This is a genomic window from Pantoea sp. X-Soil-ISGK-275 (assembly GCF_059730795.1).
Genome location: NZ_AP035976.1, coordinates 3591591 through 3608118 on the forward strand (window position 1 = coordinate 3591591; position 16528 = coordinate 3608118).

15 protein-coding genes are annotated in these 16528 nt (G+C 55.9%); 8 read left to right on the top strand and 7 right to left on the bottom strand.

The features are described 5' to 3' along the window. Positions 1-111: 111 nt before the first annotated feature. From AC6I8A_RS16620 to exbB, 3 genes are all read right to left on the bottom strand, one after another. Positions 112-1458 carry an MFS transporter gene (locus tag AC6I8A_RS16620; protein WP_497818797.1) on the bottom strand — a complete coding sequence of 449 codons (1347 nt, stop codon included), beginning with the start codon at positions 1456-1458 and terminating at the stop codon, positions 112-114. Positions 1459-1636: 178 nt separating this feature from the next. Next, the gene (gene exbD, locus AC6I8A_RS16625; protein ID WP_008103349.1) at positions 1637-2059 is read right to left on the bottom strand and encodes a TonB system transport protein ExbD; all 423 of its coding nucleotides are present in this window, start codon (positions 2057-2059) and stop codon (positions 1637-1639) included. Positions 2060-2064: 5 nt separating this feature from the next. After that, positions 2065-2793, bottom strand: coding sequence for a tol-pal system-associated acyl-CoA thioesterase (exbB, locus tag AC6I8A_RS16630; protein WP_071531643.1), 729 nt, complete (start codon positions 2791-2793; stop codon positions 2065-2067). Positions 2794-3053: 260 nt separating this feature from the next. Between exbB and metC the strand changes: the two genes are divergently transcribed. After that, entirely contained in the window at positions 3054-4244 is a 1191-nt protein-coding gene (gene metC, locus AC6I8A_RS16635; RefSeq protein WP_497818798.1) for a cystathionine beta-lyase, read from the top strand. Positions 4245-4342: 98 nt separating this feature from the next. Next, the gene (locus tag AC6I8A_RS16640) at positions 4343-5005 is read left to right on the top strand and encodes a DedA family protein (protein ID WP_256697444.1); all 663 of its coding nucleotides are present in this window, start codon (positions 4343-4345) and stop codon (positions 5003-5005) included. Here AC6I8A_RS16640 and AC6I8A_RS16645 read toward each other — a convergent pair whose 3' ends face one another. Beyond that, the gene (locus AC6I8A_RS16645) at positions 5006-5917 is read right to left on the bottom strand and encodes an AraC family transcriptional regulator (RefSeq protein WP_256697445.1); all 912 of its coding nucleotides are present in this window, start codon (positions 5915-5917) and stop codon (positions 5006-5008) included. A gap of 205 nt (positions 5918-6122) precedes the next feature. Here AC6I8A_RS16645 and dkgA point away from each other — a divergent pair, with 205 nt between their 5' ends. After that, a complete protein-coding gene (gene dkgA / locus AC6I8A_RS16650; RefSeq protein ID WP_008103359.1) occupies positions 6123-6950 on the top strand; it encodes a 2,5-didehydrogluconate reductase DkgA in 828 nt (275 codons plus the stop codon). A gap of 134 nt (positions 6951-7084) precedes the next feature. Here dkgA and ftsP read toward each other — a convergent pair whose 3' ends face one another. The 3 genes from ftsP to parC all read right to left on the bottom strand — a co-directional run bounded on the left by ftsP (position 7085) and on the right by parC (position 11681). Next, positions 7085-8512, bottom strand: coding sequence for a cell division protein FtsP (gene ftsP, locus AC6I8A_RS16655; RefSeq protein ID WP_154155114.1), 1428 nt, complete (start codon positions 8510-8512; stop codon positions 7085-7087). 119 nt (positions 8513-8631) lie between these two features. Then, positions 8632-9369 carry a 1-acylglycerol-3-phosphate O-acyltransferase gene (locus AC6I8A_RS16660; protein ID WP_061720484.1) on the bottom strand — a complete coding sequence of 246 codons (738 nt, stop codon included), beginning with the start codon at positions 9367-9369 and terminating at the stop codon, positions 8632-8634. Positions 9370-9410: 41 nt separating this feature from the next. Next, complete coding sequence (gene parC / locus AC6I8A_RS16665) at positions 9411-11681, bottom strand: DNA topoisomerase IV subunit A (RefSeq protein ID WP_256697446.1); 2271 nt, start codon at positions 11679-11681, stop codon at positions 9411-9413. A 407-nt stretch (positions 11682-12088) separates the two neighbouring features. Between parC and AC6I8A_RS16670 the strand changes: the two genes are divergently transcribed. The 5 genes from AC6I8A_RS16670 to AC6I8A_RS16690 are packed head-to-tail and all read left to right on the top strand — an operon-like array spanning position 12089 to position 16442. Further along, the gene (locus AC6I8A_RS16670; RefSeq protein WP_497818799.1) at positions 12089-13651 is read left to right on the top strand and encodes a BglG family transcription antiterminator; all 1563 of its coding nucleotides are present in this window, start codon (positions 12089-12091) and stop codon (positions 13649-13651) included. Positions 13652-13668: 17 nt separating this feature from the next. Continuing rightward, positions 13669-14139 carry a PTS sugar transporter subunit IIA gene (locus tag AC6I8A_RS16675; protein ID WP_061720482.1) on the top strand — a complete coding sequence of 157 codons (471 nt, stop codon included), beginning with the start codon at positions 13669-13671 and terminating at the stop codon, positions 14137-14139. Between the two features lie 24 nt (positions 14140-14163). After that, positions 14164-14478: a PTS fructose transporter subunit IIB gene (locus AC6I8A_RS16680; RefSeq protein ID WP_256697450.1), complete on the top strand. Its 315-nt coding sequence runs from the start codon at positions 14164-14166 to the stop codon at positions 14476-14478. An 11-nt stretch (positions 14479-14489) separates the two neighbouring features. Beyond that, the gene (locus AC6I8A_RS16685; protein ID WP_256697451.1) at positions 14490-15581 is read left to right on the top strand and encodes a PTS fructose transporter subunit IIC; all 1092 of its coding nucleotides are present in this window, start codon (positions 14490-14492) and stop codon (positions 15579-15581) included. A gap of 9 nt (positions 15582-15590) precedes the next feature. Then, positions 15591-16442 (top strand): class II fructose-bisphosphate aldolase, encoded by an 852-nt coding sequence (locus tag AC6I8A_RS16690; RefSeq protein ID WP_497818800.1) that lies wholly within the window; start codon positions 15591-15593, stop codon positions 16440-16442. Positions 16443-16528: the final 86 nt, after the last annotated feature.

Here is a 16528-nt window from a genome sequence, read left to right on the forward strand (position 1 = left end):
ATCGAGCGGATACCTAAACATTCCCTCTCCCGCAAGCGGGAGAAGGAGCCGATCGAGCGGTTACCTAAACATTCCCTCTCCCGCAAGCGGGAGAAGGAGCCGATCGAGCGGTTACCTAAACATTCCCTCTCCCGCTTGCGGGAGAGGGTTAGGGTGAGGGGAACGGTGTTGCGCTTGATATTGCTTCACCATACGGCCAATCAGCAGCGTACCAACCAGCCCGCACACTGCCGCAAAAGAGAGCCACACGCCCGGCATCGCTTTGTCGCCGGTGGCATGAATCAGATAGCTCGACACCGCTGGCGTAAAGCCGCCAAACAGCGCGGTTGCCAGGCTGTAAGCGAGCGAAAAGCCCGAAGCACGCACTTCTGCCGGCATGATCTCAGCCAGGTAAACCACCATCGCGCCGTTGTAGCTGGCATAGAGGAACGACAGCCACAGTTCGGCTTCAACCAGACGGGCAAAGGTCGGCGCGCCCACCAGCCAATGCAGCACCGGCCAGGTGGTTAGAATCATCAAGATAGTGCAAACAATCAGCAGCGGACGACGACCAATGCGGTCCGACAACGAACCCATCACTGGCAGCCAGAACAGGTTGGAGATGCCGACAAACAGCGTCACCAGGAAGCTCTCTTTATCGCTCATCATCAGCACCGTTTTACCAAACGTCGGGGTAAACGCGGTGATCATATAGAACATCACGGTGGTGGTAACCACCATCAACATCCCTGCCAGCACCAGCGCCCAATTCTGCCCGACTGAACGCATAATCTGGCTCATGGAAGGATGATGTTTGCGCTGGCTGAAGGCTTCGGTCTCTTCCAGCATGCGACGAATGTAGAACAGGAACGGCACGATCATACATCCCACCACAAACGGAATACGCCAGCCCCATTCGGTAACCGCATCTTTCGCCAGCAGATGATTCAGACCCAAACCGAGCAGCGCGGCGAAGATTACCGCCACCTGCTGGCTGCCCGACTGCCAGCTGACATAAAAGCCTTTGCGTCCTTTCGGCGCCACTTCAGCCAGATAAACCGACACGCCGCCCAGCTCAACGCCCGCCGAGAAGCCCTGCAATAAACGACCAAGCAGAATCAAAATCGGCGCGGTAGCACCCAACGTGGCGTAACCGGGTACCAACGCAATGGTTAAGGTGCCGATCGCCATCAGACCAAGCGTTAACAGCAAGCCTTTACGACGACCATGATGGTCGATGTAAGCGCCGAGAATAATCGCGCCGAGCGGGCGCATCAGGAAGCCTGCGCCGAAGGTCATCAGCGTGAGCATCAGAGAGGCAAAGGGATCATCGCCGGGGAAAAAGGTTTTGGCGATTGCGGTGGCGTAATAGCCAAATACCATGAAATCGTACATCTCAAGGAAGTTACCGCTGGTAACGCTAAAGATGGTTTTGGCACCGCCTTGCGACGACTTTTGTAAAGAGTGACTCGAGCTCATATTGTCCTTCCTGGTTTTTTCTTCCGTTTTAACGTGCCGGGCCAGGAATAAACGTGATCCTCTTCACCATTGCAGTTTACAAAAATAAGACCAATGGTAACAATAAATTAACAAACTGAGTATCAGATATAAAAAAAGGTCGCCATGAATGGCGACCCTACGATTGAGCTGAGAAACGTTACTTTTTGACCGTTTCCATGCCCATCAAGCCAATCTTCAGATAACCAGCTTCACGCAGCTGATCCATCACTTCCATCAAAGTAGCGTAATCAACCGATTTATCCGCCTGGAAGAAGATGGTGGTGTCTTTCTTGCCTTCGGTTTGTGCCGTCAGCGCGTTCACCAGTGTCTCTTTGGTGACCGCATCGTTACCGATGAAGATCTGCTTATCTTCCTTGATGGAGAGATAAACCGGCTTTTCCGGACGCGGCTGCGGCGCGCTGGTCGATGCTGGCAGATTTACGCGCACATCGACGGTGGCTAATGGCGCGGCGACCATAAAGATGATCAGCAGAACTAACATGACGTCGATAAACGGCGTCACGTTGATTTCGTGCATTTCGCCATCGCCGACCGAGTCATCGTTTAAACGCATCGCCATAATACTTATCCTACGCGCAGTTTCTGTGCCGCCGCTGGACGGTTGGCTTCTTTCGCAGTATCGACGTTGCCGAGGTCAAGGTCGCGGCTCTGCAGCAACATCACCTGCGCGGCGACATCGCCCAGCGACGCTTTGTAGCTGGCAATCATACGCGCGAAGACGTTGTAGATAACAACTGCTGGGATTGCTGCAACCAGACCAATCGCGGTGGCCAGCAGCGCTTCGGCGATACCGGGCGCAACAACTGCGAGGTTGGTGGTTTGCGTTTTAGCGATACCGATGAAGCTGTTCATGATGCCCCACACGGTGCCGAACAGACCGATAAACGGCGCAACCGAACCGATGGTGGCGAGGAAACCATTGCCGCGACCGGCATGACGGCTGAATGCGGCCACGCGGCGATCGAGACGGAAGCTGGTGCGCTCTTTAATGCCATCCAGATCTTCGGTGCCGGCAGACAACTCCAGCTCATTCTGCGCATCGTTAAGCAGCACAGCGCTGTGGCTGTTGGCTTTGAAGGTTTCAGCAGCACGGTAAGCATCGTTTAACGAGCGGGCTTCGCCCAGCGCTTGCTGCTCGCGTTTCAGGCGACGTTTCGCCCCGCTCAGCTCAGCAAACTTACCGAAGAAAATTGCCCAGGTGACAACGGAAGCCAGTAACAGGCCAATCATCACTATCTTTACCACGATATCGGCATGCTGATACATGCCCCAAACAGAGAGATCCGTTTGCATCAAATCACTGGCTACCACGCTGCATCTCCAACTTCTGTTGCACAGTTCACGATTGAAGCGCGGATCATAGCAAAAAAAACGCCCGAAGTGATAGTGGTTCTCATTACTATTTACAAAGCAAAGAGACCAGCAATTTCCACAATTTAGCGGATGTTATGCGCAATACTGGCCTCACTCTGATAATCCGCAATCAGGCTCAACCCACTACGCTGATTCGTGGTAACGTGGATGTTTTGTGGGAAATGTCAGGAAAGGCAGTGATGGCAACGAAGAAAATAGACACCACGCTTGTCAGCGCGGGACGCAGTAAACGTTACACTCAAGGCTCAGTTAACAGCGTAATTCAACGCGCTTCATCCCTGGTTTTTGACACGGTCGCCGACAAGAAACGTGCTACCGCCGGTCGCGCTTCAGGCGAGCTGTTTTATGGCCGTCGCGGCACCCTCACCCATTTCTCGCTGCAAGACGCCATGACCGAGCTGGAAGGCGGCGCAGGTTGCGCGCTCTATCCATGCGGCGCGGCGGCGGTCTCCAATGCCATTTTGTCCTTTGTCGAAGCCGGCGACCATATTCTGGTCAGCGGCGCGGTCTATGAACCGACGCAGGATTTCTGCTCGAAAATTCTCAGTAAGCTGAACGTTACCACCACCTATTTCGATCACTGCATCGGCAGCGAAATTGGCGAGCTGGTAAAGCCAAATACGCGCGTGGTGTTCCTGGAATCCCCGGCGTCAATCACCATGGAAGTGCAGGATATTCCGGCGATTGTTGCCGCCGTGCGCGCCAAAGCGCCGGATGCGATCATCATGATCGATAATACCTGGGCGGCGGGCGTGCTGTTTAACGCGCTGGATCATGGCATCGATATTTCGATTCAGGCCGGCACCAAATACATCATTGGTCACAGCGATGCGATGATTGGCACGGCGGTAGCGAATGAACGTTGCTGGCCACAGCTGCGCGAGAACTCCTATCTGATGGGCCAGATGGTCGATGCCGATACCGCCTATATGGCGAGCCGCGGCATTCGTACGCTGGGCACGCGTTTGCGTCAGCACGAAGAGAGCGGATTGCAGGTGGCCGAATGGCTGGCAACGCAGCCGGAAGTGGCGCGCGTGAATCATCCAGCGCTGGCGCAGTGTAAAGGCCATGAATTCTGGCAGCGTGATTTCAGCGGCAGCAGCGGTTTGTTCTCCTTCATCCTGCATGAAAAACTGAGCCGTGAGCAGCTGGCGAATTACCTCGATCACTTCCACCATTTCAGCATGGCGTATTCGTGGGGCGGCTATGAATCCCTGATTCTGGCAAACCAGCCTGAAGAGCTGGCGGCGATTCGTCCGGCGGGCGGCGTGGATTTTGACGGCACTTTGGTGCGTCTGCATATCGGCCTCGAACATGTCGACGACTTGTTGGATGACCTTAAAGCCGGTTTTGCACGTTTAAGAAGTTAAACAGAAGATAAACCACGCTGTGGCGGCGATGAGAGATCAACGTATGTGATGCCACAGAAGGTTAAAATTAGACTCCTTGTGACTCGATGGAATAGCTGATGGGTGTTTTACATGAGATTGTCCAGGCGCTTTGGCATCAGGATTTTGCCGCGCTCGGCAATCCGGATGTCGTTTGGATTGTTTACGGCGTGATGTTTTTAACGCTGTTTCTGGAAAACGGTTTGCTGCCCGCCTCATTCCTGCCGGGCGACAGCCTGCTGTTACTGGCGGGCGCGATGGTCGCCAAAGGTGTGATGGATTTCGTGCCGACGATTGTGATTTTGACCACGGCGGCCAGTCTCGGCTGCTGGCTCAGCTATCTGCAAGGTCGCTGGCTCGGCAACACCAGACTGGTGAAAAGCTGGTTACTGCATCTGCCCGCGCAATATCACCAGCGCGCGTGGAATATGTTTAACCGCCACGGTTTGATGGCGTTGCTGGTTGGCCGCTTCCTCGCTTTTGTGCGCACCTTGCTGCCCACCATGGCCGGCATTTCCGGTTTGAACAATGGCCGCTTCCAGCTGTTTAACTGGCTGAGCGGTTTGTTGTGGGTTGGGATTGTGGTGACGCTGGGCTACGGCATCAGCCATGTGCCCTTTATCAAGCGCCACGAAGATCAGGTGATGGCGATCCTGATGATTCTGCCAATCGCGCTGCTGTTTATCGGCCTGGCCGGCAGCATTGTGGTGATTTGGAAAAAACGCCGCCAGAAAGTTTCCTGATTACGACGCGGCGTCAAACGGTAAGGTTTGACGCACGCGGCTCGCCTCCTCTCCCGGCGTCACGCCGAAATAGCGCTTAAACTCACGCGAAAACTGCGACGGACTTTCATAGCCGACGCGCACCGCCGCCGCGCTGGCTTTCATGCCATCCTGCAGCATCATCAGGCGCGCCTGATGCAGGCGATAGCGCTTGAGGTATTGCAGCGGCGAGGTTTGCGTCACCGCTTTGAAGTTGTGATGAAACGCCGAAACGCTCATGTTCACTTCAGCAGCCAGCATGTCGACGCTCAGACTTTCCGCAAAGTGACTTTCGATGCGACGCAGCGCGCGCGCAATCTGGCTGAACTGCGTCTGGCGATTGACCAGCGACAGCAGCGCGCCGCCAATCGGTCCGGTTAACACGTAATAGATCATCTCGCGCACCAGCTGCGGACCGAGCACGCGGGCGTCACGCGGATTGTTCATCACATCCAGCAAGCGTTCGGCCGCACACAGCATCTCTTCGCTCATAAACGCCGAATGGATGCCGGAGGTTTGCGCTGGCGGCTGGAACTGCTCGTCATCGCCGATATCCATCAGCAGATCCTGCAGGCTGGCGACATCCACGCTCAAACACATGCCGGCCAGCGGCTCCGCCAGCGTGGCTTCGGTTTCGCACTCCACCGGCAGCGGCACGGTGAGCATCAGATATTTGGTAGCGTCGTAGTGGAAAACCGTGCTGCCGAGATAACCGGTTTTACGCCCCTGAAACAGAATCACAATGCCGGGTTGATACATCATCGGCGTACGCGGCAAGGTTTCGCAGGCGTAAATCAGCTTGACGTTTTCTACCGCGCACAGCGGCTTATGCAGGTCACTCATCAGCGCGACTACACGCTGCGCCAGCTGGCGGCAAAGGGCGTCGTTTGGCATGCATCTCTCTCGGGCAGCAAAAAAGTCAGTTTGCCGTAAGGCTGTGCAAAGCTCCACCATCCTGGAGAATCAGGCAAGATTCTTGCAGAAATCCATCAGGCAAAAGTGCCGCCCGCTTGCCACAATGATCCTGAGGTGAGGTTTGTTGACTAGACTTAAGCACATCTTTTCTACGGTAAGTCACTGCAACAGATAAGGAGCAACTATGGCAGAGCAACCCATTATTAAATTGCGCGACGGCAACATGATGCCGCAGCTTGGCCTCGGCGTGTGGCAAGCGAGCATTGAGGATGCACGTAACGCCATCCTGGAAGCGTTGAAAGTCGGCTATCGCTCCATCGATACCGCCGCTATCTACAAAAATGAGGAAGCGGTTGGGCAAGCGCTGCAAGAGACCGACGTGGCGCGTGAAGACATTTTTATCACCACCAAGCTGTGGAACGACGATCAAACCAACTGGCAGCAGGCGATGGAAACCAGCCTGAAGAAGTTGCAGCTGGAGCAGGTGGATTTGTATCTGATGCACTGGCCGTGCCCGGAAAAAGACAACTACGTCGAAGCCTGGAAAGGGTTGATTGAGCTGCAGCAACAGGGCTTAACCAAGAGCATCGGCGTATGTAACTTCCACGAGGCGCACCTGAAGCGTTTGATCGATGAAACCGGTGTGTCGCCGGTAGTGAACCAGATTGAGCTGCATCCGATGCTGCAACAGCGCACGCTGCATGCGTGGAATGCGCTGCACCAGATTCAAACTGAATCCTGGAGCCCGCTGGCGCAAGGCGGGAAAGGCGTGTTCGATCAGGAGATTATCCGCGAGCTGGCGAAAAAGTATGGCAAGACGCCGGCACAAATCGTGATCCGCTGGCATCTGGATAGCGGTTTGGTGGTGATTCCGAAGTCGATTACCCCGGAACGTATTCGTGAGAATTTCCAGGTGTTTGATTTTAGATTGGATAAAACTGAAGTGAGTGAGATCAGTAAGCTGGATAGCGGTAACCGTTTGGGGCCGGATCCGGAAGCGTTTAACGGGTAGGATGGTGCGCTTTTCCCCTCACCCTAGCCCTCTCCCGCAGGCGGGAGAGGGAACAGATTGAGCGCTGATGTAAAGCTGAAATCCACCTAAACGTCCCTTCTCCCACTTGTGGGAGAAGGTTAGGATGAGGGACATCAGGACACCGAGTTAACCAACAACTGCCCCGCCGTACCGCGATCCGCCATCTCTAGCGTCTGGCTGTAATAAACAAACGGGAAGTGATCCGATGAACTCTGCGGGAAGCTCACCAGTAACTCCACGCTGCCATCCACCCACACGGTATCTTTCCAGCCGCGATCTTCACCCATCGGCTGCGCGCCATTGACGTTCTTAATCAGGAACATCACGCCCTGAATATGCAGCGATTGCGGGCGATCGGCGTGGATAATCCAGCGCTCAAAGGTGCCCTGCTGCACAGTGGTATCGATGCGGTTCATGTCCCACAGCACGCCGTTAATGCCCGGCTCGCTGTCGCCAATGCGGAATTCACGCGTGCGAGTCGCTACGCCATCAAGAATCTGATCCGCCAGCAAACGCATCGGCAGATTGTCGGTGACCAGCGGCAACAAACCGGTTGGGCGCAAGCTCAGCACCAGCGTGTTGGTCAGAATTGATGACGGCTCAAACAGCCCGCGCAGGCGATCCATCAAACCCGCCGCCGTACCGGCCGTAATCGACACTTCATCGCCCTGCGACATATCCACCAGCACTTCGCGACGCTCGCCGGGTGCCAGCGTCAGCAGCTGCACCGCCACCGGCGCAGGCAGGAAGCCCTGATCGCTGGCGATCACCGTAAAGGGACGATTATCGGAGAAGCTGAGATCGAAGCGCCGCGCGTTCGATCCGTTCAGCAAACGCAGGCGCACCCAGCCGCGTGACACTTCGACATACGGATTTTGCACGCCGTTCACCAGCAGCACATCGCCGATAAAACCGCCGCTGGATGGCGGGTTATAAACCGGCGTGGCGAAGTTATCGAGGCGCTTGTCTTGAATGATCAGCGGGAAATCATCGACGCCATAATGCTTCGGCAGCGGCAGCGATTTACTGACGTCATCTTCCACCAGCCACATACCGGCGAGTCCGTTGTAAACGTGCGGCGCCATGCGGTTTGGCGTGTTGGCGTGATACCACAATGTGCCCGCGCCCTGACGAATCGGCAGCACCGGTGCCCAGTCGGCCCCCGCCGACATCATGCGCGGCGCACCGCCCATTAATGCGCCCGGCACCTGCAAACCGCTGACGGTCATTGAGACCGGTTCGTTGAGGCGATTGCTGTAGATCAGCTTCACATCGTCGCCGCTGTAAACGCGCACCGTTGGGCCGAGATACATGCCGTTAAAGCCCCACACCGGCACTTTATTGCTGTTGCCGCTGAACGACCAATGGCTGCGCTGCAAGGTGAGAAACAGCGGCTGACCGCGACGGGATTCAATCAGCGGTGGAATAGGAAGTGGCGTATCGCCCAATGGCGCGGCGGCGCGGGCGGCGAAAGGCATAGCGCCGGAAGCCAGTGCGACACCGGCAGAAAGCTGAATAAACTGACGTCTGCTGCAAGACATAAAACTTCAGACCTTTTGAGCGTGGCGTGAGGACGCCGTGTCCATGTTGTTTTAATTAATGATGAGTTGCTGTGTGGCTTGAGAACGGGGCAGATGATCACCTGCCCCATTTTGGCTGGTCAGAGTTTACCGCTTTTTTCGCGCTCGGCGACTTCGGCGTTCAATTCTTCCAGTTTAGTCGACATTAATTCACGGCAGTGCGTGGCGAGCTTGCGCACCGAGGTGGTAGCAAACTGCGAGGTATCAACCGGCGGCAACATCTCAACAATCACCAAGCCGTTGTTCCAGCGGTTCAGCTTGATCTTGTCGTGGGTGTTAGACACTACGATCGGGATGATCGGCACACCAGCCGCGACCGCCGCATGAAACGCACCGGTTTTGAACGGCAGCAGACCACGTCCGCGGCTGCGCGTCCCTTCCGGGAACATCCAGAACGAGATGCGCTTTTTGTTGAACTGATCCACCAGCTCACCGATGGTGCCGTGCGCTTTGGAGCGGTTATCACGGTCAATCAGCAGGTTACCGGTCAGCCAGTAGAGCTGGCCAAAGAACGGAATCCACAGCAGGCTTTTCTTGCCCACGGTCACGGTGGTCGGCTGCACGATTTTGGCTGCCGTGATCATGTCGTAGTTGTTCTGGTGGTTCGCGATATAGATCGCGTTACCGTAATGCGCGGCTTCCGCCGGTTTACGCAGTTCCACCTTGAGACCAAATACCGTCGACAGGCGACCAAGCATATGGCCGAACGTCGCAACATGACGCGGGTTGCGCGGTGAAAACAGACACCAAATACTGCCGAAGATACAAACCAGAATCGAATAAACAATAACAATAATTGCTCGTAAAATTAGTAACATAGATTCCTCAAATTGGGCATTCCGTCGCCTGAATAACAGCGTTACTCTTCACTCGCGTCGGCTTTCGGACGCGCTGGTGCATTCACTTCTACGCTATCGATACGTTGCAGACCACGCGCCACGCTGCCGCGACGACCGCGCTCGGCACGCACTTTCTGCAGATCTTCATCACGCATGATCAGCTTACGTTTACCGACATACACGGTGATCGAGGCGCCTGGCGGCAGAATCAGCAACCATTGTAGTTTGTCGGTGCCCGCAGCGGCTTCCGCTGAAGGGATCGAGATGATCTTGTTGCCTTTGCCTTTCGACATCTGCGGCAGATCGCCAACCGGGAACATCAACATGCGTCCGGCCTGGGTAATCGCCAGCAGCATATCATCGCCCGAATGCACCGCCATTGGCGTCATCACTTTGGCGTTTTCCGGCAGCGTCAGCAGCGCTTTACCGGCACGGTTGCGCGATACCAGATCGGCAAAGGTACAGATAAAGCCATAACCGGCATCAGAGGCCATCAACAGCTTCTGATCATCGGGTTCCATCAGCACCTGCTCAATCACCGCGCCCGGTGGTGGCGTCAGTTTGCCGGTGAGCGGTTCGCCCTGCCCGCGCGCGGACGGCAATGAGGTTGGATCCAGCGTGTAGCTGCGTCCGGTGGAGTCGATAAAGGCGACTGGCTGATTGCTCTTACCGCGTGCGGCGGCCAGATAGCTGTCGCCCGCTTTGTAACTCAGGCCCGCTGGATCGATATCGTGACCTTTGGCGCTGCGTACCCAACCCATTTGCGACAGCACGATGGTCACCGGCTCGGCGCTCACCAGCTCGGTTTCGCTCAGCGCTTTGGCTTCTTCACGCTCGCGCAGCGGCGAACGACGATCGTCGCCGTAGGTTTGGCTGTCGGCCAGTAGCTCTTTCTTCAGCAGATTGCTCATCTTGCGTTCGGACGCCAGAATCGCCTGCAGCTGATCGCGCTCTTTTTCCAGATCCGCTTGCTCACCGCGAATCTTCATCTCTTCCAGTTTGGCGAGATGACGCAATTTGAGTTCGAGAATCGCTTCGGCCTGGGTTTCGCTGATATCAAAGCGCGACATCAGCACCGGCTTCGGCTCATCCTCGGTACGGATGATGTGGATCACTTCATCAATATTGAGGAACGCCACCAGCATACCTTCAAGGATATGCAGGCGGCGTAGCACGCGATCTAAACGATAGTTGAGGCGGCGCGTCACGGTATCGCGACGATACACCAGCCATTCAGACAAGATTTCCAGCAGGTTCTTCACCGCCGGACGGTTATCCAGTCCGATCATGTTCAGGTTAACGCGGTAGCTTTTTTCCAGATCGGTAGTGGCAAACAGGTGATTCATCACCTGCTCGAGATCCACACGATTGGAGCGCGGCACAATCACTAAACGCGTTGGATTTTCGTGATTGGACTCATCACGCAGATCTTCCACCATCGGCAGCTTCTTGTTGCGCATCTGGTTAGCGATCTGCTCCAGCACGCGGGCGCCCGACACCTGATGCGGCAGCGCGGTGATGACCACATCGCCATCTTCTTTCTTCCACACCGCGCGCTGGCGAATCGAACCGCGCCCGCTTTCATAAAGCTTACGGATTTCGTTGCGTGGCGTGATGATTTCCGCTTCGGTCGGGTAATCCGGACCTTGCACAATATCCAGCAGCTCATGCAGCGTGGTGTTCGGGTTGTCGATCAGCTTGACCGCCGCTTCCGCTACTTCGCGCAGGTTATGCGGCGGAATGTCCGTCGCCATACCCACGGCAATGCCGGTGGTGCCGTTCAGCAGAATGTTGGGCAGACGCGCCGGCAACATCTTCGGCTCCTGCATGGTGCCGTCGAAGTTCGGAATGTAATCGGACGTGCCCTGGCCGAGTTCACCCAGCAGGATTTCAGCGTATTTCGACAGGCGCGATTCGGTGTAACGCATCGCGGCGAAGGATTTCGGATCGTCCGGCGCACCCCAGTTTCCCTGACCATCCACCAGCGGATAGCGGTAAGAGAACGGCTGCGCCATCAATACCATTGCTTCATAACAGGCGCTGTCGCCGTGCGGATGGTATTTACCCAATACGTCACCGACGGTACGCGCCGATTTTTTGAATTTGGCATTGGAATTGAGGCCCAATTCCGACATGGCATACACAATACGGCGCTGCACTGGCTTGAGGCCATCGCCGATGTACGGCAGCGCGCGGTCCATGATCACGTACATGGAGTAGTTCAGGTACGCGTTTTCCGTAAACGTGTGCAGGGCAAGACGCTCTGCACCATCCTGCGTCAATTCGCTCATTCAGCTCGCATCCTCACTTCGTGGCCCGCAACGGCGGGACATCCGGCGGTCATTTGGCGAGGATATTACCTTATTCGTGCGGTTTAGTCACAGAGAAGCCCGCTCAGCAAACAGAATCGTCTTGCATTAAATAGCGTGATATTGGTCAGAGAATTAAAACGGAATGGGAGCCCTGTCACAGTGAATATCGCCCATAATCTGTGAGTAACGTCGCAATTAATATCCCGATGCGCCTGGCGTATTAATCGTGTCCGCAAGCCGGGACAACATTTAGTATTGTTGCCTACTGATTACTCTCCTAAGTTCATACTCCACCAGCACCACATTTTTGCGCGTCTGATTTCTGGCATGGGATAAATATAAACATCAATTAGCCATAAACGTTTTGCCAAAATAAGGGTGAACGAATGCAAATACTGACTTCGCGACAACACCGATTAGTAAAATTGCTGCTGCATCATGCCGCGCCGCAGCCAACAAAAGAATTAGCGTTACAGCTTGGCGTGTCGGAGAAAACCATTCAGCGCGATTTACAGTGGCTGGAGAGCTGGCTGAGCGACTGGTCGCTACAGCTGGAAAAAATGCCGGGACGCGGCGTGCGCCTGCGGGTGGACGATCTGCAGCAGTGTCTGCAACTGGAGCAGCAGCTCAACGGCGACGAAAGCCGTTCGGATGCGCTGAGCCACAATAGCCGACGGGTGAAGATTGCTTCGCAGCTGTTGAGTGATGCGCCACGCGCCACCTCAATCAGTAAATTGTCGGAGCGCTACTTCATCAGCCATGCGTCGATCGTGAATGATCTGAAGGTGATTGAAGAGTGGCTACAGCCGTTGGGATTAATGCTACAGCGCGGCCCCGGCGGCACGCATATTGAAGGCAACGAGCAGACGCTACGCCAGGCGATGGTATCGCTGATTAATGATGTGATGCAGCAGAACGTCGCCGGCACGCCGCTGCTACCGCGGCTCGATCCAGGCAGCCAACAGGCGCTGGTGCACTATTTTGGCGATGAGGATGTGACTTTTGTGCAGGCGCTGCTGGAGCAAATGGAGCAGCAGCTGAGTTATCCGCTGGGCGATGCGTGGTACCTCAATCTCTGTACCCATATTCTGATCATGATGCATCGCATGGCGCAAGGTAATGCGCTGGCGCTGGAAACGCTGACCAGCGCGCAGGATCTCGACCAGCGCATTCTGAACATTGCCCAGCAGATGGTGGTGCAGATTGAACAGCGCATGTGCTGCGCATTGCCAGCCGATGAAGTGGGTTTTATTTATCAATATATTGTTTCGTCCGGCATTGTGGTGGAAGAGCGTGGCGATAATGCGCCGCTGCATAATCAATTTTCCACCGCTGAATCGGTGAAAATAACTTGTGAATTAATCGATCGCTTCGCCTCATTTATTCAGCAGGACTTAGCACAGGACCGATTATTATTTGAAGGCTTATTAGTCCATATAAAGCCATTATTAAATCGACTCAAATATCATATTCATATTCGTAATCCGTTGCTGGACGATATTCAGCAGGAGATGAAGGCAATATTTTCCTTAACTCAACAGGCGATGCAATTAACCGCGCGCAGTCAGGGACTTTCATCGGTGGCGGATGACGAAATAGGTTATCTGTGCGTGCATTTCCAGGCGGCGCTGGAGCGACAAATTGCCCACAAACGCATTCTGGTGGTGTGCTCGAGCGGCGTAGGGACTTCGCATCTGTTAAAGAGTCGCATTCTGCGCGCCTTCCCGGATTGGGCGATTGTCGGCGTGGTTTCCGCCAGCAATCACGCGGCGTTTTGCCAGCGAGAAACGGTGGATTTGGTGATCACCACCATTCACCTCAATGCCGGATCGGTTCCGGCGGTGTATGTCAGTGCCTTTTTTAACGATGACGATATTCGGCGGGTGACAGACGCCATGATTGGCAGCCAGCTGCCCGACGGCGCCTCCTGCGCTTTGGCTGAACATTAATTGAATGAGGATTGATCATGGATATTTCGCGCATTCTGACGCCACGCCGCGTTAACCTGGCGCTGACCGCCACCACCAAAGAGCAAGCGATTCATGAGCTGACCGATTTGCTCTACCACGACGGCGCCATCAGCGACCGCGCCGCCTTTATCGAAGACGTCTGGCTGCGGGAAGCCGAGGGTTCCACCGGCTTCGAAAATCATATCGCCATTCCGCACGGTAAATCTGCGGCGGTGAAACAAACCACGCTCGCCATCGGCCGCACCCAACACGACATTCCGTGGGAAACACTCGATGGCAGCCAGGTGCGCTGCATCATTCTGTTCGCGGTGCGACTGGAAGATCAGAACACCACCCATATTCGCCTGTTGTCGCAGGTGGCCAGTGCGCTGGCCGATGATGAGGTGATAGCCCAACTGCTGGTCGAAAATGATGCCAGCAATATCATCCGGCTGTTTAGTCAGTACGCCGAAACCGACCTCTGTTAACACCCTAACTCTTTGAGGTGACACATGAATATCGTCTGTGTAGCGGCCTGCACGGCAGGCATCGCGCATACCTATATTGCGCGCGAAAAACTGATTAAAGGGGCCCACGCGCTGGGCCACACCATCCACGTTGAAACCCAGGGCACCATTGGCACCGAAACGGCGCTGACGCAGGAAGAGATCGCCGCCGCTGACGTGGTGATCCTCGCCGTTGACGTGAAGATCAAAGGCGAGGAGCGCTTTCAGGGCAAACCCATAGTGCGAGTGAAAACCGAAGTGGTGATCAAATCACCGGTGAAATTCCTCGAAAAAGTGGCGGATTCACTGGCGCGCGCCTGAGGAGATCCATCATGAGTGACAACAAACGTCAGTACGGCCAGGAGATCAAAGGGCACTTGCTCACCGGGATCTCGTGGATGATCCCGCTGATCGTCGCCGCCGGGATCTGCATCGCGCTCGGCCAGGTGATTGGCGGCCCGGATGTCGGCAAGCAGACCGGCACTGTCGCCTGGATGCTCAACCAGATCGGCGGCTGGGGCATGGGCTTAATTGTGCCGCTGATCAGCGCGGCGATCGCCTACTCCATTGCCGATCGTCCCGGCTTCGCGCCCGGCCTGATCGTCGGGTTTATCTGCGGGCAGATCGGTACCGGCTTTATCGGCGGCATCTTCGGTGGCTTCCTGGTCGGTTACACGGTGCTGCTGCTGCGCCGCACCATTAAGTTACCGAAATCGATGCAGGGTTTAATGCCGATTATGGTGCTGCCGGTGCTGAGCACCATCATCGCCGGGCTGCTAATGATGACCTTTATCGGCCAGCCGATTGTCTGGCTGCAGAAGGCGCTGATTGCCCTGCTGGAGTCGATGCAGGGTGGCTCGAAGTTTGTGATGGGCGCGATTCTCGGCGCGATGGCCACCTTCGATTTCGGCGGTCCGGTGAATAAAACCATGTCGCTGTTCGCCGACGGCATGCTGGTTGACGGCATTTACGGGCCGGAAGCAGTGAAGTTTGTCGGCTCGATGATTCCGCCGTTCGGCATCACGCTCTCTTATCTGCTGAGCCGTAACAAATACACCAAAGCGGAAAAAGAGGCGCTGAAAGCCGCCTTCCCGATGGGCATCTGCATGATTACCGAAGGGGTGATTCCGATTGCGGCGCGCGACCTGTTCCGCGTGGTCGGCAGCTGCGTGGTGGCCTCCGCTATCGCCGGTGGACTGATTATGGTGTGGGGCGTTGGCGCACCGGTGCCGCACGGCGGCATGTTTGTGGTGCCACTGTTCACCAAACCCTGGCTGTTCTGTTTAGCGCTCGGCATCGGCACCACGGTGTGCGGCGTGATGCTGTCGGTACTGAAAAAGCCGGTTACGCAGGCGGATGAAGAGTTCGATGACGTGGAAGCCCCCGGCGTTCGCGATGAAGAGATCAAATTCACTCTGGAATAAGGAGCCACCATGTTTGCCATGATGAACGACCTGATTCAGGCCGCTGCCCAACAGCGTTATGCGGTGCTGGCGATCAACTGCTTCAACCTGGAAACCGCGCGCGCCGCCATTCAGGCCGCGGAACAGCAGCGCGCCCCACTGATCCTCAACGTGTATCAGGGACATAGCGCGCACTTCCCGCCCACTGTCGCGGTGCCGTTAGTGCGAGCGCTGGCTGATGTCGCCAGCGTGCCGGTGGCGCTGGCACTCGATCACGGCAAAGCCTTTCCGTTGATTGGTCAGGCGTTTCGCGCCGGTTTTACCGGCTTGATGATCGATGCCTCGTCTGAGCCGCTCGCCGAGAACATTCGCCAGACCGCTGCCGTAGTGAAGATGGCACATACCGCTGGCGTATGTGTGGAAGGCGAGCTGGGGCATATCGCCGATGCACCAACCTACGAGCTGGCCGATGCTTCAGTGAAGATGACGCAGGTGGCCGATGTGCTGCCGTTTATCGAACAGACCAACATTGATCTGCTGGCGATCTCGGTCGGTACCGCGCACGGACTTTATCCGGCTGGGGTGACGCCGAAAATCGATTTTCAGCGCCTGCAGGCGCTGCATGCGGTCTCCACGCGACCGTTGGCGCTACATGGCGGATCGGGCACGCCGGCCGAGGATATCCGCCGCGTCAGTGAGTTTGGCGTCGCCAAGATCAATGTCGGTGCGGCGGTGTTTGATGCCGGGAAAATGGCGGTGGAGCAGGCCTTGAAGCAGCATCCGCATGTTGAACTGGCCGACTTGCTTGGGCTGATGGAATCCGCCTGCCGCGAAGTGGTCGTCGAGTATCTAAGCTGGTCGGGATCGGCGGGCAAGGGTTAGCCATCGGGTTAGCTGGCGGTCGCCATGAATGGCGACCCTACATCGTTTTGTAAATTTCACATTCATATCCACTATCGGGCCGGCGC